Raw genomic sequence first — 20161 nt, forward strand, 5'->3', positions numbered from 1 at the left:
TACAAGAGGATGTAGATTCTGCCAAGCAGGTATGATATACAGACCAATAAGAGAAAAAAGTGTAGATAGATTAAAAGAAATAGTAGATAAGTTAGTAAAGAGCACAGGTTATGATGAGATATCTTTATCATCATTAAGTACTAGCGATTACTCTAAATTATCAGAGTTAACAGACTACTTAGTTGATGAGTATGCATCTAATAATATCGGAATATCATTACCATCTCTTAGATTAGACAACTTCTCTATGGAAATAGCAGAAAAAATACAACAAGTAAGAAAATCAGGATTAACTTTTGCACCAGAAGCTGGAACTCAAAGACTTAGAGATGTTATAAACAAAGGTGTAAGTGAAGAAGATTTACAAAATGCAACTAAAAAAGCATTTGAAATGGGATGGAATAGTGTAAAGCTATACTTCATGATAGGTTTACCAACAGAAACTTATGATGATTTAGATGGAATTGCAAAACTTGCATATGATGTAATTGATATGTACAGAGAAGTTCATAATGGTAAGTTAAAAAGAAGTTTTGGTGTTACAGTAAGTACATCAACATTTGTACCTAAACCATTTACACCATTCCAATGGCATGGACAAGATACAACTGAAGAAGTTGTTGAAAAGCAAAGACACTTAGTTAAAAAACTAAAAAATAAAGATATAAAATATAACTATCATGATTCTAAAACTAGTTTAATGGAAGCAGTAATAGCTAGAGGAGATAGAAGAATAGGTAAAGTTATATATGATGCATTTAAGGCAGGAGCTAAATTTGATGGATGGTCAGAGTATTTCAATTTAGATACTTGGAAAGAAGCTATGGAAAAGAATAATCTTTCAATAGATTTCTATGCAAATAGAGAAAGAAGTTACGACGAAGTATTCCCATGGGATCATATAGATGTAGGAGTTAGCAAGAAATTCTTAATAAGAGAAAATGAAAAAGCTAAAAGTGACACAGTTACTCCGGATTGTAGACACAAATGTAATGCATGTGGTATAAATGCACATGATATAGGAAGGGGGATGTGTTAATTATGAAAATAATAAGAACGAAATTTAATAAAGAAGGAGATATGATTTATATATCTCATCTAGATTTACAACAATTATTACAAAGAGCATTTAGAAGAGCTGAAATAGATTTAGTTCATTCACAAGGGTTCAATCCACATCCTAAGATAAGTTACGGAAATGCTTTAGCTCTTGGAACAGAAAGTCAAGGAGAATATGTTGACGTTGAAATAGAAGAGGACCTAAGTGTAGAAGAATATCTAAACAGAATGAACGCACAATTACCACAAGGTATAAAATTTATAGAAGCTAAAGAAATAGATAAGCAAGAGCCATCTTTAGCATCTGTTATAGAATATGGAGAATATATATTTACAATAGAAACAGAAAAGACTTTAACTAAAGAATATGTAAAAAGTAAAATATTAGAGTTTATGTCTCAAGATGAAATAATGATTACTAAGAAAAATAAAAAAGGTAAAATAGTAGAATCTGATATAAGACCTATGATTAGGAATTTTGATTTACTAGATGTACAAGATAATGTGTTAACTTTAGAGGCAACAATAGCTACAGGATCTAAGGCTAATTTAAATACTAATATATTTATACCTAAAATATTAGATTTATTAGAATTAGATATGGATCCTTTAGATGTAGATATATTAAGAAGAGATTTATATAAATTACAGGATGGTCAATTAGTATCTCCTATGTAAAAAAAGGTGGTTTATGCTACCTTTTTTTTATTATAATAAGATATATATAAGTAGTAATTTAAGGAGAATTAAATGAAAAAAATCATAGTCGAATATTTAGTTTCATCTCAAAAAACAGCAATATTAGAAGATGATAAATTAATAGAGTTATTAATAGAAGATAATAAAAATTCTAAAAAGGTATCAAATATATACAGAGGTGTAGTTAAAAAAGTAATACTAGGTATACAAGCATGTTTTGTAGATATAGGATTTGAAAAGTTGGCATACTTGCAATTAGATAAAGATAGCAATATAAAAGCAGGCCAAGATATATTAGTACAAGTAAATAAAGAAGAAGTAGGAACTAAAGGAGCTAAATTAAATACTGAGATAAGTTTAGCTGGTAGATATTTAGTTTATATTCCTACTAATGATAGAATTACAATATCTAATAAGATATTAGATGAAAAAGAAAGATTTAGATTGAAAAAAATTGCTAATAGTGTAAGTAAAGGTGCTAAGGGGTTGATAATAAGGACTGAAGCTGTAGGCTGTACAAAAGAAGAGTTAGAAGCGGATATAAATGAGCTAAAAGAAAGATATGAAGAAATAATTAAAGAATATAAATTAGGAATAGGACCAAAACTTTTATATAAAGAATTAGATTTTTCATCTAAGTATATAAAAGATAATGTAAATGAAGATATTGAGAAGATAGTTACAAATGATAAATGTAAGTATGATGAATTAAAAAATATATTAAAATCTATAAAAAAAGAGTATGTAGAAAAACTAGAACTAGAAGAAAATAAAGATATATTTGACTTATATAGAGTAGAAAATCAAATTGAAAAAGCTTTAAGTAAAAAGGTATGGCTAAAAAGCGGAGGATATTTAATAATAGATAAAACAGAAGCACTTACTGTAATAGATGTTAATACAGGTAGGTTTACTGGAAATTTAAAGCTTGAGGAAACAGTGTATCAAACGAATATAGAAGCCGCAATTGAAGTTTGCCGACAACTTAAATTAAGAGATATAGGTGGAATAGTAATAGTTGATTTTATAGATATGCACAAAGCAAAGTATAAACAAGAAATAATAAATATATTAAATGAAGAGTTTAAAAAAGATAAAAGAAAAACTGAAGTATTAGGAATGACAAAGTTAGGTCTAGTGGAAATTACAAGACGAAGAGAAAGAGACTCGATAGACAAATATTATTTGGAAGAATGTTATACTTGTGAAGGTAAAGGATCAACAAAATCTATTAATTTTATTTTAGATGATATAGAGAAAGAGATAATAAGAATTAGTACACATACATCATACAAAGATGTAACTATAGAGTTAAATAGTAGAACTTTAAAACTTATAAAAATGAATTTTATGTATATAATAGAAAATATATCTAAAAAATATAGTACAAAAATAGGATTATGTGAAAATGATAAAATAAATTATGAAAAATTAAATATAATTTATAATAGTTAGTTGACATATGACAAATATTATAGTAATATTAATAACTGTAAATGCCGCACAGAAAAGGTTGAAAACTTCTTAAATGAAGTACCTATATGGCGAGTTTTGAGACCGAGGAGGTGTATTTAATGTACGCTATAGTTAAAACAGGTGGAAAGCAATATAAAGTTGCTGAAGGTGATGTATTATTCGTTGAAAAGTTAGAAGGTAATGCAGGTGATGTAGTTACTTTAAACGAAGTATTAGCTTGCACTAAAGATGGTGAGTTAGTAGTTGGAGCTCCTACAGTTGAAGGTGCTTCTGTTCAAGCAAAAGTTGTTGAACAAGGTAAAGCTAAGAAAGTTATAGTTTTCAAGTACAAAGCTAAGAAAGACTACAGAAGAAAGCAAGGACATCGTCAACCATACACTAAGATAGTTATCGAAAAGATAAACGCTTAATTAATGGTTAAGTAATGATAAAAGTTAAATATTATTACGATGATGACTTTTCAATAAGAGGCTTTTGTCTTAAGGGTCATGCTGATTATGCTGAAATAGGATATGATATAGTATGTTCTGCGGTTACATCTAATGCAATTGCAGTTATAAACTCATTAGACAAGCTTGTAAAGGTTGAATTTGAGAAAGTTATAGGTAAAGAAGGTCATATAGAATGCATCGTAAAAGATGGATATCTAGAAGATTCTAAATTACTGCTAAATCATTTTCAATTAGCTATTGAAGAAATTAAAAGGGAATATCCCAAAAATATAAAAATCTTAAAAAAGTAGGGGGTGACTCCATATGTTAAACATGAACTTACAGTTACTTGCATCTAAGAAAGGGGTAGGGTCTTCTAAAAACGGTAGAGATTCTATATCTAAGAGATTAGGTGTTAAGAGATTCGACGGACAAGTAGTAACTGCTGGTAGTATAATAGTAAGACAAAGAGGTACTAAGATACATCCAGGAACTAACGTAGGTAAAGGTGGAGATGACACTTTATTCGCATTAGTTGACGGTGCTGTTAAATTCGAAAGAAAAGATAAGAAAAGAAAGAAAGTTAGTGTATACCCAGTATCAATAGCTGAGTAATGCTAAATAAAAGGAGTGTTAATACACTCCTTTTTCTTGTAAATAGATATTTACAGAATGTTATATATCTATTTGGGAAAAAATAAATAAAAAGTTTAAACAAGTAGGTGATTAATTTGTTTATAGATAAAGCTAGGATTTTTGTTAAGTCAGGAAATGGCGGAAATGGTGCGGTATCATTTAGAAGAGAAAAATATGTTCCAGCTGGTGGTCCAGACGGTGGAGACGGTGGAAACGGAGCTAGTGTAATATTTGAAGTTGATTTAGGTTTAAGAACATTAATGGACTTTAAATATCAAAGAAAATATGTAGCAGAACACGGAGAAGATGGTAGCAAAAAAAGAAAAGCAGGAAGAAATGGGGAAGACTTAATCCTTAAAGTTCCTCCTGGAACAATAATAAGAGATGAAGCTACAGGTCTTGTTATAGCAGATTTAAAAGAAGAAGGAGATAGAGCTGTAGTTGCTAAAGGTGGTAGAGGTGGAAAAGGAAACCAACACTTTGCCAATGCAGTTAGACAAGCTCCTGCTTTTGCTAGATCAGGTAGTGACGGTGTAGAAAAATGGGTAGTATTAGAACTTAAAATGATAGCTGATGTTGGTCTTTTAGGATTCCCTAACGTAGGTAAGTCAACATTCTTATCTGTAGTAACTAAAGCTAAACCAAAGATAGCTAACTACCACTTTACAACATTAACTCCTAATTTAGGTGTTGTTCAAACTAAATTTGGAGAGAGTTTTGTTTTAGCTGATATACCAGGTCTTATAGAAGGTGCTGCAGAAGGTGTAGGTTTAGGCCATGACTTCTTAAGACATGTTGAAAGAACTAAAGTTTTAATACATATAGTTGATATATCTGGTTTAGAAGGCAGAGATGCTTTAGATGACTTTGATAAAATTAATGGTGAATTAAAACTATACAATGAAAAATTAGCTACAAGACCACAAGTTGTAGTTGCTAATAAGATGGATATACTAGAAGATGAAAGTATATTTGATGAATTCAAAAATGAATTAGAGGGAAGAGGATATAAAGTATTTAAAATGTCTGCTGCAACACGTCAAGGTGTAGATGATGTAATTGCTTATGTATCTGAATTATTAAGAGAAGCTGAAGAAATAGAGTTAGTTTCAGAAGAAGAAATGTTTAGACCTGAACTTGATGAAGTACAAGATGAAGGTTTACAAATAGATATAGAAGATGGAGTATATGTAGTAACTGGTAAATCTTTAAGAAGAATTATGTACTCTGTTAACTTTGATGATATGGAATCTCTTCAATATTTCCAAAAGGCTATGGAAAGCCAAGGTGTATTCGATAGATTAAGAGAAATGGGAATAGAAGATGGAGATACAGTTAGAATTTACGAAATAGAATTTGAATTCTATAATTAATATAGATGAGGTGACACAATGTTAAAAGGTAAGCAAAGAGCATATTTAAGATCAATAGCAAATACTTTAAAGCCTTCAACTCAAATAGGTAAAGATGGAGTTACTGAAAGCTTTTTAGAGCAATTAGATGATATGTTAAGAAAAAGGGAAATAGTTAAAGTAACAATACTTGAAACTGCAGGACTTGAAACTAAAGAAACTGCTAATGCTATATGTGAAGCTTTAAGAGCTGAGTTTGTTCAAGCTATAGGATCGAAGTTTACTTTATATAAGAAAAATACAGAGAATCCACAAATAGTATTCCCAGGACATGAACAAGCTAAGGCTAAAGTAAAGGCTGAAAATGTTACTAAAAAAGGAAGAGTAACAAAAAGATCGGTTAGATAATATTTTAAGCATCTGTAAATATACAGATGCTTTTTTATTATTAAAAAATGATATAAAATCAATGATTATATATCATTAACTTATATATGTAACATTAATTAATTTGATAAAATTAAAAAGTTTTTAATAATTTATAAAATTTTATATAATAAAATATTTATTCGATACATTACTTTAGCTATGTAGATTTTGTGTAAATAATAATTACTTATTAAATATTGTAGAATAATGTAAAATAAACTAATATACTATAGATTTTATGAAAAAAAAGTGTTAATATAATAACTAGCTTATAAAAATAAATAAAAATAAAAAAATACTTTTAGAAATAATGTAATTTATTTAGGGAGGGAGAATTATAATGAGAGTAATTATAGTAGGTGCAGTTGCAGCTGGGATGAGTGCAGCAGCTAAGTTAAAAAGAATGAAACCTGAATATGATGTTGTAGTATATGAAAAAACAGATGTAGTATCATTTGGAGCATGTGGGCTTCCATACTTTGTTGGAGGATTCTTCGATGATGCTAATAATATGATAGCAAGAAGTGCAGAAAAATTTAGAGAAACCGGAATAGATTTAAATGTATTCCATGAAGTTGTTAAGGTTGATACAGAGGCTAAAAAAGTTACAGTAAGAAATTTAGAAACAAATGTTGAATTTGAAGATTCTTATGATAAGTTAATGATAGCAACAGGAGCAAGTAGTATAATACCTCCTATAAAAAATGTTAAGTTAGAGAATGTTTCAACGTTAAAGACTATGGAAGATGGAATAAAAGTAAAAGAATTATTAAATAAAGAAGAAAATCAAAAGGTAGCTATAATAGGTGCAGGATTTATAGGTCTTGAAGCTGTTGAAGCTGCTAAGCAGTTAGGTAAAGAAGTAAGAGTATTCCAATCAGAATCAAGAGTTCTTGCGCAAGTTTTTGACAAAGAAATAACTGACGTATTAGAAGAAGAGATTAAAAAACACGATGTAGATTTAAGATTAGAAGAACTAGTATCTGAATTAGTTGGAGAAACTAAGGTAGAAAAAATTATAACAAACAAAGGTGAATATGAAGCTGATGTAGTTATTATAGCAACAGGAGTAAGACCAAATACGTCATTCTTAAAAGATACATCTATAGAAATGTTACCAAATGGAGCTATAATAGTTGATGAATTTGGTAGAACTTCAGTTGAAGATATATATGCAGCTGGAGATTGTGCTACTATACAAAATATAGTAACAGGTCAAGATTCATATGTACCTCTTGCAACAGGAGCTAATAAATTAGGTAGAATAGTTGGTGAAAATTTAGCAGGAGCAAATAACTCATTCCAAGGATCATTAGGTTCAAGCTGTATAAAAGTTATGGATATGGAAGCAGCTTCAACTGGTATGACTGAGTCACAAGCTCAAAAGCTAGGTATAAACTATAAGGCTAAATTTATATCAGACTTTAACCAAACAAATTACTATCCAGGTAGAGATAAAATATATGTAAAGCTTGTTTATGATGCAGATACTAAGGTTATATTAGGTGGACAAGTTGCTGGATTTAAAGACTCAGTTCAAAGATGTAATGTAATAGCAGCAGCTATATTTGGAAAATTAACAACTAATCAATTAGGAATGTTAGATTTATGCTATGCACCACCATTTGCTAGAACATGGGATGTATTAAATGTAGCTGGAAATGTATGTAAATAATTAATATTAAATATTAATTAAAATAAAAGGATGTATCTTAGTTTTATAAAATTAAGTTACATCCTTTTTATATAGTTAATTTTCAAAATTTAAATTAATATCATATCTATCTTTTCCAACTATAGTATTTTCAAATACATCAGTTGCATTTTTTATATATAGATTAGGATCTTCTAGAGAAGGGCTAAAGTGAGTTAAAAGTAATGTCTTAACATTACCAAGTCTTGCTAAATTGGCAGCCTCTCTAAATGTCATATGCTTATTTTTAACAGCTTTAGATATATCTAAATCATCTCCATACATAGCTTCACATATGAATAAATCACTGTTATTTATAAACTCAGGAATTGATAATATTGGTCTTGTATCTGTAATAAAGCTAATTTTTATTCCTTTTCGATTATCTCCTAAAACCATATCTGGAGAGTATTCAATATTTTCAAAAACTATATTTTTTCCACTTTGAAGTTTTTGCCATAATAATTTAGGAACATTGTTTTTGATAGCTTTTTCTATATTAAACTTAGGTGTTCTCTTAAAGTACAAGCTATATCCTAGGCACTCGCTTGAATGATCTAGCTCTAAAGTCGAAATTTCTATATCTTTTAATATATCATTAACCAAAGAGAATGTACCTTTAGGATTTTCAACAACAATTATTTTATATGGTAAGTATTCTATTAAAGTTTTAAGCGCATTTATCATTTTACCAATACCTTTAGGACCAACTATAGTTAAATCATCAATTCTAGAGCTATTTCCTATAGTAGATAAAAGTCCCATAAGACCGTAAAAATGATCGCCGTGAAGGTGAGTTATACATATTAAATCTATATTTTTAAAACCACAATTTTTCATTCTCATAGAAACTTGAGTACCTTCACCACAATCAATAAGTATTTTTCTTCCTTTATAATTTATAAACAAAGAAGAGAGAAATCTATTTGGCATTGGCATATTGCCTCCACAACCTAGCAAAACTAAATCTATCATAAAAAGACTCCTTTTATTTAAGACTATCTTGTTTGTAAAGTTTAGTTACATTATATATACCAAGTAAAAAACTTAAGATACCGACAATTAGTTTCATTTATTACCTCCATACTTAATATTCATATTCATCAAAATTTAAAATTTTATTTAAAACAGATTTGATCGTATCATAACCAAATCCTTTATAAGCGAGATGCTGAGAAAGCTTTTGGTATATTTTTCTTTTATCTTCGTTTTTTATTCTCTCATAACGCTTTTTAGCTAGATACATTGCATTTTCAAATTCAACATTAGAATTAATATTAGATATAGCATGGGATATATCTTCAGAATCTATTCCTTTATTGTAAAGATTTTGTTTTATTTTATTTTTACCACATTTATTTAAGTTAATATTAGTATTTACTATTTTTTGAGCTAATAATTTATCATCAATAAACTTATTATTCCTTAAAAAATCTAATACTTTTTCGATAGTGTGTTCTTCAAATTCAGAAGATAATTTTTCTTTTATTTTTTTCTCTGATTGGTCAGCTTTAGATAATATATTTAAGGCTTTATTTTTAGCTTTAATGTACATATCATCATCGAGTAAAGTTTTTAAATTTTCTTTATTTATCTCCATACCTTTTTTTAGATTAAATGTATAAACAAGCTCAGTAAATACAGACATAAAAAATTCATCATTAATATAAATATTTACTCTATCTGTATTTTTCTTTTGTGCTTCTATTTTTGTAATTATAGCCATTATATTTCTCCTTAATTATACATAATAATATGATTATACACTAAAAAGTAATTTAATATATTTAATAAATAAAAAATAATGATACAATAATAATATAATTTAACAAAGGAGATAAATTATGGCAATTAACAATATAGTTGATGAGTCTTTTATAATTAATCAAAAGAAGTTAAAGCAATTTGGGGATAGGTGTAGTAATGTAAAGATAGGTATAATGGGTGGGACGTTTGACCCTATACATTACGCACATTTAGCGACAGCTGAATTTATAAGAGATAATTATAAATTAGACAAAATATTATTTATACCATCCGGAAATCCTCCTCATAAAAAGGGGAATATAACTGATAAATATGATAGGTATAATATGGTATTATTATCTACAGTTAATAATGATGACTTTATAGTTTCTGATATAGAAATAAAAAGAGAAAAAAGTACTTATACAATAGATACATTAAAAGTTTTAAAACAAATATATAAAAATGCAGAGATATATTTTATAACTGGAGCGGATGCTATATGTGATATAGAAACTTGGAAGGATGTTGAGGGGAACTTTAAATTAGCAAACTTTATAGCAGCAACAAGACCAGGAATAAGTTTATTAAGAGCTAATGAAAAAATAAAAGAGCTAAAAGATAAGTACAATGCAAATATTGAAAGTGTATATGTGCCATCTTTAGATATATCATCAACATATATAAGGGAACAATTAAATAAACATAAAACAATTAGATATTTAGTACCTGAATTAGTACAAGAATATATATATAACAAAAAATTATATAGTAGTGGAGAATAATATATGAATTTAGAATTAATTAATAATAAGATACAAGAAATGTTACCGGAAAAGAGGTATAAACATTCATTAAATGTGGCAAATTGTGCTGTAAAGTTAAGTGAAATTTATGGGTGTGATAAAGAAAAAGCTTATATAGCAGGAATAGCGCATGACTGTGCTAAGTATTTAAACAAAGATGAAGTAAAATATTATGTAGATAAATATAAAATAGTTTTAGATGAAATAGAAAAAGACAACTTAGCATTATCTCATAGCTTAATAGGTTCATACATAGCAAAATATGAATTTGGAATAAATGATAAAGATATAATAAATGCTATAAAGTACCATACTACAGGTAAAGAAGACATGGACATAATAGAAAAAATAATTTATATTGCAGACTTAATAGAGGAAGATAGAGATTTTCCTGGAGTGGAAGAATTAAGAGATTTAGTTTATAATAAAGAATTAGATAAAGCCTTACTTATTTCATTTAATAATACAATAAAATTTGTAATAGAGAACAATCAGTTAATACATAATAGAACAGTAGATGCAAGAAATTATCTTATAAAAAATAAAATTTTATAAAAGCATAGAATAAAAATAAATTTAATACATTATATAATAAAATACAATGGTTTATTTACGTATTATTTATGGTATAATAATTAAATATGTTTATAATCATGAAAGGAAGGAAATAATATGACAGTAGAAAACATTACAAAAGTTATATATGATGCAATAGATGATAAACTAGGTAAAGATATAGCAATATTAAATATAGGAGCTGTGTCTAGCTTATGTGATTACTTTGTAATAGCTACAGCATCTTCTCAAAGACAAGTAAAAGCTATAGCTGACAATGTAGAAGATGAATTAACTAAACTTGGTATAGAAGCTAGAGGAAAAGAAGGATATGATAGCCAAGTTTGGGTTTTACTTGATTATGGCGATGTTATGGTTCATATATTTAATGAAGAAAACAGAGATTTCTATAACTTAGAAAAGCTATGGAAAGATGCTCCATATGTGGATGTTGACAACTTAGCTTAATGATGTTAACATTATAATTAAAATTTTAAATTATTAAATAGACTAGAGTAGTAAAAGAATATATTTTTTCAGAGAGCTAGTGGTGCTGTGAACTAGTAAAATGTACCTTTGAACTTGCTAGGTAAAATCTATTTAGCCGTAGTTGGCATAAAAACTATCTAAGAGAGCCTTATTAGGCTAATTAGGGTGGTACCGCGAAGATAATCCTCGTCCCTAAACATTGTGTTTAGTGATTGAGGATTTTTTTAATATTATTAACATAGGAGGAAATTTTGATGAACGTTTATAAACCAAATGAAATTGAGTCAAAATGGCAAAAAACTTGGGAAGAAAATGGACAATATAAAACAGATACTAATGATAATACAAAGCCTAAGTATTATGCATTAGAAATGTTCCCTTATCCATCAGGAAAATTACATATGGGACATGTTAGAAACTACTCTATAGGTGACGTAGTTGCTAGATTTAAGAAAATGCAAGGGTACAATGTTCTACATCCAATGGGATGGGATTCATTTGGACTTCCAGCAGAAAATGCAGCTATAAAGCATGGAATACATCCAGACAAATGGACTATGGAAAATATAGCTGACATCAGAGAACAATTAAAAACTTTAGGTCTTAGCTTTGACTGGGATAGAGAAATAGCTACATCTACACCAGAATACTATAAGTTTACTCAACAAATATTCTTAAAAATGTTAGAACATGGACTAGCATATAAGAAAAAATCTTTCGTAAACTGGTGTCCATCTTGTGAAACAGTTCTTGCTAATGAGCAAGTTGTACAAGGTGCATGTGAAAGATGTGATTCTGTAGTAATAAAGAAAGACTTAGAACAATGGTATTTCAAAACTACTCATTTTGCAGAGGAATTATTACAAGATATAGATACTTTAGATGGATGGCCAGAAAAAGTTAAAACTATGCAAAGAAACTGGATAGGAAAAAGTACTGGTGCTGAAATAACTTTCGATATAGATGGAAGTGACAAATCTATAACTGTATTTACAACTAGACCAGATACTGTATATGGAGTTTCTTACATGGTTTTAGCTCCAGAGCATTCATTAGTTAAAGAACTAGTTGCGAAAACAGAATATGAAGAAGCAGTAGAAGCATTTGTTCAAAAAATGCATACTATGACAGAAATAGAGAGAACTTCAAGTGATGTTGAAAAAGAAGGAATATTCATAGGTAAATATGTTGTAAATCCATTAACAGGTAAAAAAGTTCCTTTATGGATAGCTAACTACGTACTTGTTGATTATGGAACAGGTGCAGTTATGGCAGTTCCGGCTCATGATGAAAGAGATGCTGATTTTGCATCTAAATATGACTTAGAAGTAGTAACTGTAATAGATGAAGATAATAAAATGATAAACTCAGCAGAATTTGATGGAATGGACGCTGATAAAGCATTTGATGCTATAATAGAAAAGATAGAAGAAATAGGAAGAGGAAAGAAAACAGTTAACTATAGATTAAGAGACTGGTTACTTTCTAGACAAAGATACTGGGGATGTCCAATACCTGTAGTATATTGTGATGAATGTGGTATAGTTCCAGAAAAGAAAGAAAACTTACCAATATTATTACCAACAGATGTAGAGTTTACAGGAAAGGGTGAATCGCCACTTACAACATCTAAAACATTTATGAATACAACTTGTCCATGTTGTGGAAAACCAGCTAGAAGAGAAGCTGACACAATGGATACATTCGTAGATTCTTCTTGGTACTTCTTAAGATATATAGATCCTAAAAATACTGAAGAACCATTTAGTAAAGAAGCAGTTAACAACTGGATGCCAGTTGACCAATATATAGGTGGGGTAGAGCATGCTATATTACATCTTCTTTACTCAAGATTCTTTGTAAAAGCATTTAATTCTATGGGAATGTTAGATTTTAAAGAGCCTTTCAAAAACTTATTAACTCAAGGTATGGTTTTAAAAGATGGTGCTAAGATGAGTAAATCTAAAGGGAATGTTGTAGCTCCATCAGAAATAATAGAAGAATACGGAGTTGATACAGCTAGATTATTCGTATTATTTGCAGCACCTCCAGAAAGAGACTTAGAATGGTCAGACCAAGGTGTTGAAGGATGCTTTAGATTCTTAAATAGAGTATATAGATTAGTAGATGAATTATCTGATATAGCTAAATCTGATGTTGAGTCAAAAGAATTAACTAAAGAAGATAAAGCTATGAGATATACTATACATGCAACTTTAAAGAAAGTTACTGAAGATTTAAATGAAAAGTTTGGATTTAATACTGCTATATCAGCATTAATGGAATTAATAAATGAAATGTATAAGTACAAAGAATTAGATTCTAGAAATGAAGCAGTTATAAAAGAAGGTGTAGAAACTATAGTAACTATACTTGCTCCATTTGCACCTCATATAGGTGAAGAACTATGGGCTATGATAGGAAAAGAAGGAAGTATATTTAATATATCTTGGCCAAAATACGATGAAACTGCTTTAGTTAAAGATGAAGTTGAGATAGTTGTTCAAATAAATGGAAAAGTAAGAGGAAAATTAAGTGTTGCTGCTAATATTTCTAGAGAAGAAATGGAAAAAGTAGCAATGGAAGATGAAAAAATAAAAGCACTAGTTGAAGGTAAAACTATAGTTAAAGTAGTTGCAGTACCTAAGAAATTAGTTAATATAGTTGTAAAATAATAAATTAATAAAAAGCTCTTTGTATATTTAAATACAAAGAGTTTTTTGTTTGAAAAATAAGAGTTAATTGAAATATTATAAAATTTAAAATATAAAAGTGAAAAAAATATTTTAAAATGTAAAAATTAATGTTGATTTTTGAAAAAAAAAGGTATAAAATCTAATTATTGATAATAAAAAAACGTTTACGGGAGTGTATGAAATGACAAAGGTTACTTTACAAGACATAAAGAATGCAAAAGAAACTATAAAAGATATAGTAAAGCAAACTGATATATTAGAAAGTGCAAAACTTAGTGCTATGACTGGGGCAAATGTTTTCTACAAATGTGAAAATCTTCAAAAAACAGGTTCTTTTAAAGTAAGAGGAGCTTGTAACAAAATAGCAAACTTAACTGAGGAAGAAAAGGCAAATGGTGTTATAGCATCAAGTGCAGGAAATCATGCACAAGGTGTTGCATTAGGTGCTAAAATGACAGGAATAAATGCTACAATAGTAATGCCAGCTACTGCACCTTTAGCCAAAGTTACAGCAACTAAAGGATACGGAGCAGAAGTAGTATTAAATGGTTTAGTTTATGATGATGCTTACGCAAAAGCAGTTGAAATACAAAAAGAAACTGGAGCAACTTTCTTGCATCCATTTAATGATAAATATGTAATAGCAGGACAAGGAACTATAGGTCTTGAAATACTTGAGCAATTAGATGGAAAAGTTGATACTATACTTTGTCCAATCGGTGGAGGGGGAATAATAGCTGGTATAGCAGTAGCAGCTAAAGGAATAAACCCTAACATAAAAATAGTAGGTGTTCAAACTGCGAATATACCTTCAATGCAGGAGTCTATGAAAAATGGTGAAGTTACAACAGCATTTAAATCTACTACAATAGCTGATGGTATAGCTGTTAAAACACCTGGTGATGTAACTTTTGAAATAATAAATGAATTAGTTGATGAAGTAGTAGTTGTTGAAGAAGATGAAATAGCTCAAGGTATGTTATTCTTAATGGAAAATCAAAAAGTTGTAGCTGAAGGAGCTGGAGCTGTAACTACTGCTGCATTATTAAGTGGAAAATATGTACCTAAAAAAGATGAAAATGTAGTTTGTGTAATATCTGGAGGAAATGTAGATGTTAATACATTATACAGAGTTATAGGAACTGCTTTAACTAAAGAAGCTAGAAGATATTCATTTAATACAGTAATACAAGATAAGCCAGGCGGACTTGCTGAATTAACTAAAATAATAAGTGAATATGATGCTAATATACTAAGCGCTAATTTATCAAGATCATCTATGGGTGGAGCATTAGGTAGTCTTACTGCAGAAATGGTGCTTGAAACATTCAACCATAATCACATAGATAAATTAAAAGTTGCTATAACAGAAGCTGGATTTGAAATAGTAGAAATATAATATAAATAAAATACAAATAAAGGTTAACTTTAAATTATAAAGTTAACTTTTATTTCTGATTAATATAAAAAAATATATACAACAAAACTTATATAATAGTATAATGATAAATGAAAATGTGTAATATACATATATATTTATATTCATAGGAGGAATTTTAATATGAAACATCAAGTAATACATACAGATAATGCACCTAAAGCTATAGGACCATACTCTCAAGCTGTTAAAGCTGGAAATATGTTATTCGTATCAGGACAAGTTCCATTTGTACCTGAAACTATGGAAATAGTAGAAGGAGATGTAAAAGCTCAAACTGCTCAATCTTTAAAAAATGTTCAAGCTATATTAGCTGAAGCTGGGCTTGACTTTTCTCATGTAGTAAAATCTACAGTATTTATAAAAGATATGAATGAATTTGCTCAAATAAATGAAGTATATGCTGAGTTCTTCGGTGAAAATAAACCAGCTAGAGCTTGTGTAGAAGTTGCAAGACTTCCAAAAGATGTTAAAGTAGAAATAGAAGTAATAGCTATAGGATAGTTTTATAAAAAATGGTCAGTTATATACTGGCCATTTTTTAATAATGTATAAATATTTTTATTAAGATTTATACATAATAATACAAAAAAGTAAATTAAAAAATATATATTTTTTTAAAATAAGACTTCACAAAGTCGAATTTTAGTATATAATGATATGTATGAAATGAATATAAATATATCTTAAAATTAAGTTTTAATTACATGTAATGAAAACCATTTTATAGATATATTTATATGGGTATATATAATAGCAAAGAATACTTAAATAAAATTTTAAGTTTAATTCTATATACAATTAGACAAGAAAGAGGTAATATAATGGCTAAAGATTATAGTGTATTTGATATAGTAGGTCCTAACATGATAGGTCCATCAAGTTCTCATACTGCAGGAGCTGCAAGACTTGGAAAGAGCGCTTCTAAAATAGCAGGAAAACCAGTAAAAGAAGTAAACTTTTTACTTCACGGATCATTTGCAGAAACTTATAAAGGTCATGGTACAGATAAGGCATTAGTTGGTGGTATATTAGGGTTCGATCCAGATGATGCTAGAATCAAGTATTCTTTTGAATTAGCAAAAGAACAAGGGGTTAAGTTTGAATTCATAAAAACTAACTTAGGAGAAAACGTTCATCCTAATACAGTAAAAATGGAAATGATATTAGAAGATGGCTCTAAATCAACAGTAATGGGTGCTTCTATAGGTGGAGGAAACATAAAGCTTACTGAAATGGATGGTTTAGCACTTGACTTTAATGGTTCTAGAAGTGCTGTAGTATTAGAAATAAAAGATATACCTGGTGCAATAGCATTTATAACAGGAATACTTGGTCATAACAATAAAAATATATCGATGATATCTACTAATAAGCCGGCTAAGTCAGAATACACATTCTTGACAATAGAAACAGAGGATGAATTAGAGTCAAGCTTAATAGAGCAATTAAGAAAATTTGAAGTAGTAGCTAAGGTAGTAGTTTTAGATAAATTCTAATAAATGAAGGAGAGACAAAAATGAAATATAATTTCACAAGTGGAGCAGAATTATTAGAAAAATGTAAAGAATTAAACATGACTATACATGAATTATGTGTAGAAAGAGAAGCAGAACTTACAGGAATATCAAAAGAAGAAGTAAAAGATAAAATGAGAGTAAGTTTAAATATAATGAAAGAAGCTGTTGAAAAAGCAGTTCAAGAAGATATAAAATCTATGGGTGGTCTTATAGGTGGAGAAGCTAAGAAGTTAACTAACTTCAGAAATTCATCTGCAAAGACTGTTTGTGGAGATTTAATGAATAAAGCTATGGCTGCTGCAATGGGAACTATGGAAGTTAATGCTTCTATGGGGCTTATAGTTGCTGCACCAACAGCAGGTTCTTGTGGTATACTTCCAGGAGCTATAGTTACAATAGGTAAAGAATACGGTATAGATGATGAAACTATGATAGATGCATTATTTACAGCTTCAGCTATAGGAGCTATAATAACTAGAAATGCAACTGTTTCAGGAGCAGAAGGTGGATGTCAAGCTGAAACTGGAGCTGCTGCTGCAATGGCATCAGCTGGTATAGTTGAAATGATGGGTGGAAGCCCAGAACAAGCAGTACATGCTGCATCGCACTGTTTACAAAATGTTATGGGATTAGTATGTGACCCAATAGCTGGACTTGTTGAAGTACCTTGCCAAGGAAGAAATGCTATAGGTGTTGCAAATGCTTTAATATCAGCAGAATTATGTTTAGCTGGTATATTAAACATAATACCATTTGATGAGACTGTAGCTGCTATGTATAAAGTAGGTAAGACTCTTCCAATGGAATTAAGAGAAACTGCATTAGGTGGAGTTGCTGCAACTTGCACAGGATGTTCTTTAACTAATAAAATATTTGGATAATATTATATAGCTGGTAATGACTACATTACCAGCTTTTTAATTATAATTAAATTATATTAACTAAAAATATATAGATAGGTTATTAACTAAAGTAATATTGATATATTTTTATTATAATACTTCTGATATAATTAAACTGCTAAAGAATATACAAATCAATTTATACAATGTAAAACTTAAGGAGAGATATATGAAAATATTAAAATCAATATATGAAAATGAAGTAGAAGTAAAGGAAATATCAGTATTAAGATCTCTATTTATTATAATAATGTTTACTTTAATTCCAGGGATAATAAATTTTTTATTAACATTTATTATGATTCTTATAGATGAAAATACTTCTATTGGTTCTGTGATGATAATAGCTGGGATAATACTAATACCTGTACATATGATTATTATAATAATGGTAGGAAAAAAGTACACACAAAAAGATATAATTAAAATAAATGATAAAAAAGTAAAAATTAATAATAAAGATTTTTTATATGTATTTTTAATTATAATAGGCTATATTTTAATTAGAGAAGCTATTTTATTTGATGTATTATCACAATTTGAAGGACCTATATCTGAAGATGATATAGATTTTTTTATTGATAATGCGGAGACAATAGAAGTCGTTATATTTGGTTTCTTAATGTATTTTCAAACTCTTATAACGGCGCCTATATTTGAGGAGTTACTATTTAGAGGAATTATATTAAATGGCTTATTAAATAAATATAAAAATAGTTCAAAGAAAGCAATTATATACTCAGCTATGGTATTTGGATTAGTGCATTTAAATATACCTCAAGGAATTAATGCATTTATAGGAGGAATAATTTTAGGGTTTATTTACTGTTATACTAAATCTATGAAATTGTCTATTTTTGCACATTTTATAAATAATTTAATTACATTTGTGCCAGTTCCAGAAAGTTTAATATTTAAATTTATTTATATTGTGATAGGTACATATGTTATTATGAAGGGGATAAAGTATATTAGAAATACAAAACTTATAAATATAAGTAAAGCTAGTTAAAGATGGATAAATCAACATTTTATTTATATTAAATAAAATGTTGAAAAAATCTATAGATAAAAAATATTAAAAGCTATTGATTAATCAATAGCTTTTAATACTTTCTACGTCTTCTATTTTTAGAGTAAATATTTTTCTTTTTATTTCTTTTTTTACCTTTACGTATAAATAATACTATAAAAATTAATATAGCTATAAGTAAAAGTACTTTTAATACATTATATAAAAATTTATTTTTTGCCAAAGATGAAAATACACTAGTTACATCATTTTTAGCAACTAAATCAATACTTTTCTCTAGTTTATTATTTTTATAAACTTCTAAAGTACCTACCTTATCACCCTTATTTATAGGTAACTTAACATTATCTAATTTAGTTTTTATTGAATAGTCATCAGCTTTGCTATTGTTAGGCAATACAACACTATAATTAGTTTCTGGTTGATAAGTTAATTTTTTTTCTTTACTTAAAAATACTTTTTTATCTTTTATAAACTCATTTTTGTCGACAATTGTCTCAACATAGAAATTATCAAAACCATAGTCTAGCAAAGTTCTAGAGTCAAGATATAAATCATTAACAGTAGACTTAAAAACGGCAGAAATAACTCTTATATTATTTTTAATACCAGTAGATAAAAGACATTTTCCAGCTGCATCGGTATATCCTGTTTTTATACCATCCACAACATCATATTTAATATCTATTTGTTGGCCTTTATAGTCCATTTTAGATCTTGATGTTAAAAATTGATTAGTATTTTCAAAGTATCTTTCATAAGGATAAGCTTCTGTAGCAGGATATTTAACAGATTTAGTTTTAACTATATCTCTAAATATATCATTATCAATAGCCTTTCTAGCCATAAGAGCCATATCGTAAGCTGTAGTATAGTGGTTTTCATCTGGTAATCCATGAGGATTGTTAAAATGAGTATTTTTAGCACCTATAGCTTTAGCTTCATTATTCATCATATTTACAAAGTTTTCTACAGAACCACCTACATATTTAGCTAAAACCATAGCTACGTCATTAGATGAGTGAATTAACAATGCATCTAATAATTCTTTTACTGTAAATGCTTCACCTTCTTTTAGGTACATACTTGACCCATCAACAATAGGTAAATCTTTTATCTCAACTACTTGATTTAAATCACTAACATGTTTTAAAACGACATAAGCTGTCCATGCTTTAGTAGTCGAAGCTGGATAAAGCTT

The 20161-nt window shown here is 28.4% G+C and carries 21 protein-coding genes and 1 other annotated feature; of the genes, 18 read left to right on the forward strand and 3 right to left on the reverse strand.

Annotated elements, in window-relative coordinates; genetic code table 11:
• The 9 genes from Q5F54_RS03175 to Q5F54_RS03215 all read left to right on the forward strand — a co-directional run.
• Positions 1-1039 (forward strand): TIGR03960 family B12-binding radical SAM protein (locus tag Q5F54_RS03175; RefSeq protein WP_302333962.1); only part of this gene is annotated, 1039 nt, incomplete at its 5' end.
• Positions 1039-1737 (forward strand): TIGR03936 family radical SAM-associated protein, encoded by a 699-nt coding sequence (locus Q5F54_RS03180; RefSeq protein ID WP_143023245.1) that lies wholly within the window; start codon positions 1039-1041, stop codon positions 1735-1737. The genes Q5F54_RS03175 and Q5F54_RS03180, both read left to right, overlap by 1 nt.
• Before the next feature lie 72 nt (positions 1738-1809).
• The gene (locus Q5F54_RS03185; protein WP_288525839.1) at positions 1810-3213 is read left to right on the forward strand and encodes an Rne/Rng family ribonuclease; all 1404 of its coding nucleotides are present in this window, start codon (positions 1810-1812) and stop codon (positions 3211-3213) included.
• A 119-nt stretch (positions 3214-3332) separates the two neighbouring features.
• Positions 3333-3644, forward strand: a complete 312-nt coding sequence (gene rplU / locus Q5F54_RS03190) for a 50S ribosomal protein L21 (RefSeq protein WP_071121259.1) — start codon at positions 3333-3335, stop codon at positions 3642-3644.
• A 14-nt stretch (positions 3645-3658) separates the two neighbouring features.
• Positions 3659-3976 carry a ribosomal-processing cysteine protease Prp gene (locus Q5F54_RS03195; RefSeq protein ID WP_277233030.1) on the forward strand — a complete coding sequence of 106 codons (318 nt, stop codon included), beginning with the start codon at positions 3659-3661 and terminating at the stop codon, positions 3974-3976.
• Positions 3977-3989: 13 nt separating this feature from the next.
• The gene (gene rpmA, locus Q5F54_RS03200; RefSeq protein ID WP_071121257.1) at positions 3990-4280 is read left to right on the forward strand and encodes a 50S ribosomal protein L27; all 291 of its coding nucleotides are present in this window, start codon (positions 3990-3992) and stop codon (positions 4278-4280) included.
• Positions 4281-4396: 116 nt separating this feature from the next.
• Positions 4397-5674, forward strand: coding sequence for a GTPase ObgE (obgE, locus tag Q5F54_RS03205; RefSeq protein WP_281537617.1), 1278 nt, complete (start codon positions 4397-4399; stop codon positions 5672-5674).
• Between the two features lie 18 nt (positions 5675-5692).
• Positions 5693-6061: a YhbY family RNA-binding protein gene (locus tag Q5F54_RS03210; RefSeq protein ID WP_071121255.1), complete on the forward strand. Its 369-nt coding sequence runs from the start codon at positions 5693-5695 to the stop codon at positions 6059-6061.
• Positions 6062-6422: 361 nt separating this feature from the next.
• Positions 6423-7757 (forward strand): CoA-disulfide reductase, encoded by a 1335-nt coding sequence (locus Q5F54_RS03215; protein WP_281537616.1) that lies wholly within the window; start codon positions 6423-6425, stop codon positions 7755-7757.
• A 75-nt stretch (positions 7758-7832) separates the two neighbouring features.
• Here the strand turns inward: Q5F54_RS03215 and Q5F54_RS03220 are convergent, their stop codons facing one another.
• Both Q5F54_RS03220 and recX read right to left on the reverse strand, forming a co-directional pair.
• Positions 7833-8750: a ribonuclease Z gene (locus tag Q5F54_RS03220; protein ID WP_277230836.1), complete on the reverse strand. Its 918-nt coding sequence runs from the start codon at positions 8748-8750 to the stop codon at positions 7833-7835.
• Positions 8751-8862: 112 nt separating this feature from the next.
• Positions 8863-9501 (reverse strand): recombination regulator RecX, encoded by a 639-nt coding sequence (recX, locus tag Q5F54_RS03225; protein ID WP_288525837.1) that lies wholly within the window; start codon positions 9499-9501, stop codon positions 8863-8865.
• A gap of 118 nt (positions 9502-9619) precedes the next feature.
• Between recX and nadD the strand changes: the two genes are divergently transcribed.
• From nadD to Q5F54_RS03270, 9 genes are all read left to right on the forward strand, one after another.
• On the forward strand, positions 9620-10306 hold the full coding sequence (nadD, locus tag Q5F54_RS03230) for a nicotinate-nucleotide adenylyltransferase (protein ID WP_277230832.1): 687 nt from the start codon (positions 9620-9622) through the stop codon (positions 10304-10306).
• 3 nt (positions 10307-10309) lie between these two features.
• Positions 10310-10882, forward strand: a complete 573-nt coding sequence (gene yqeK / locus Q5F54_RS03235; RefSeq protein ID WP_281537615.1) for a bis(5'-nucleosyl)-tetraphosphatase (symmetrical) YqeK — start codon at positions 10310-10312, stop codon at positions 10880-10882.
• Between the two features lie 117 nt (positions 10883-10999).
• Positions 11000-11350 (forward strand): ribosome silencing factor, encoded by a 351-nt coding sequence (gene rsfS, locus Q5F54_RS03240; RefSeq protein ID WP_071121250.1) that lies wholly within the window; start codon positions 11000-11002, stop codon positions 11348-11350.
• A 28-nt stretch (positions 11351-11378) separates the two neighbouring features.
• Positions 11379-11568: a binding site (T-box leader), on the forward strand.
• A gap of 57 nt (positions 11569-11625) precedes the next feature.
• Entirely contained in the window at positions 11626-14046 is a 2421-nt protein-coding gene (gene leuS, locus Q5F54_RS03245) for a leucine--tRNA ligase (protein ID WP_302333963.1), read from the forward strand.
• A 202-nt stretch (positions 14047-14248) separates the two neighbouring features.
• The gene (gene ilvA / locus Q5F54_RS03250) at positions 14249-15466 is read left to right on the forward strand and encodes a threonine ammonia-lyase (RefSeq protein WP_302333964.1); all 1218 of its coding nucleotides are present in this window, start codon (positions 14249-14251) and stop codon (positions 15464-15466) included.
• A 162-nt stretch (positions 15467-15628) separates the two neighbouring features.
• Entirely contained in the window at positions 15629-16009 is a 381-nt protein-coding gene (locus Q5F54_RS03255; protein WP_071121247.1) for a RidA family protein, read from the forward strand.
• A 320-nt stretch (positions 16010-16329) separates the two neighbouring features.
• The gene (gene sdaAB, locus Q5F54_RS03260; RefSeq protein WP_288247570.1) at positions 16330-17004 is read left to right on the forward strand and encodes an L-serine ammonia-lyase, iron-sulfur-dependent subunit beta; all 675 of its coding nucleotides are present in this window, start codon (positions 16330-16332) and stop codon (positions 17002-17004) included.
• Positions 17005-17024: 20 nt separating this feature from the next.
• Complete coding sequence (sdaAA, locus tag Q5F54_RS03265; RefSeq protein WP_302333965.1) at positions 17025-17906, forward strand: L-serine ammonia-lyase, iron-sulfur-dependent, subunit alpha; 882 nt, start codon at positions 17025-17027, stop codon at positions 17904-17906.
• Between the two features lie 190 nt (positions 17907-18096).
• The gene (locus tag Q5F54_RS03270) at positions 18097-18939 is read left to right on the forward strand and encodes a CPBP family intramembrane glutamic endopeptidase (RefSeq protein WP_071121245.1); all 843 of its coding nucleotides are present in this window, start codon (positions 18097-18099) and stop codon (positions 18937-18939) included.
• A 94-nt stretch (positions 18940-19033) separates the two neighbouring features.
• Here the strand turns inward: Q5F54_RS03270 and Q5F54_RS03275 are convergent.
• On the reverse strand, positions 19034-20161 hold a 1128-nt coding region (locus Q5F54_RS03275), incomplete at its 5' end, for a D-alanyl-D-alanine carboxypeptidase family protein (protein WP_302333966.1).

Source organism: uncultured Romboutsia sp. (assembly GCF_958366745.1).
GTDB classification, from domain to species: domain Bacteria; phylum Bacillota; class Clostridia; order Peptostreptococcales; family Peptostreptococcaceae; genus Romboutsia; species Romboutsia timonensis.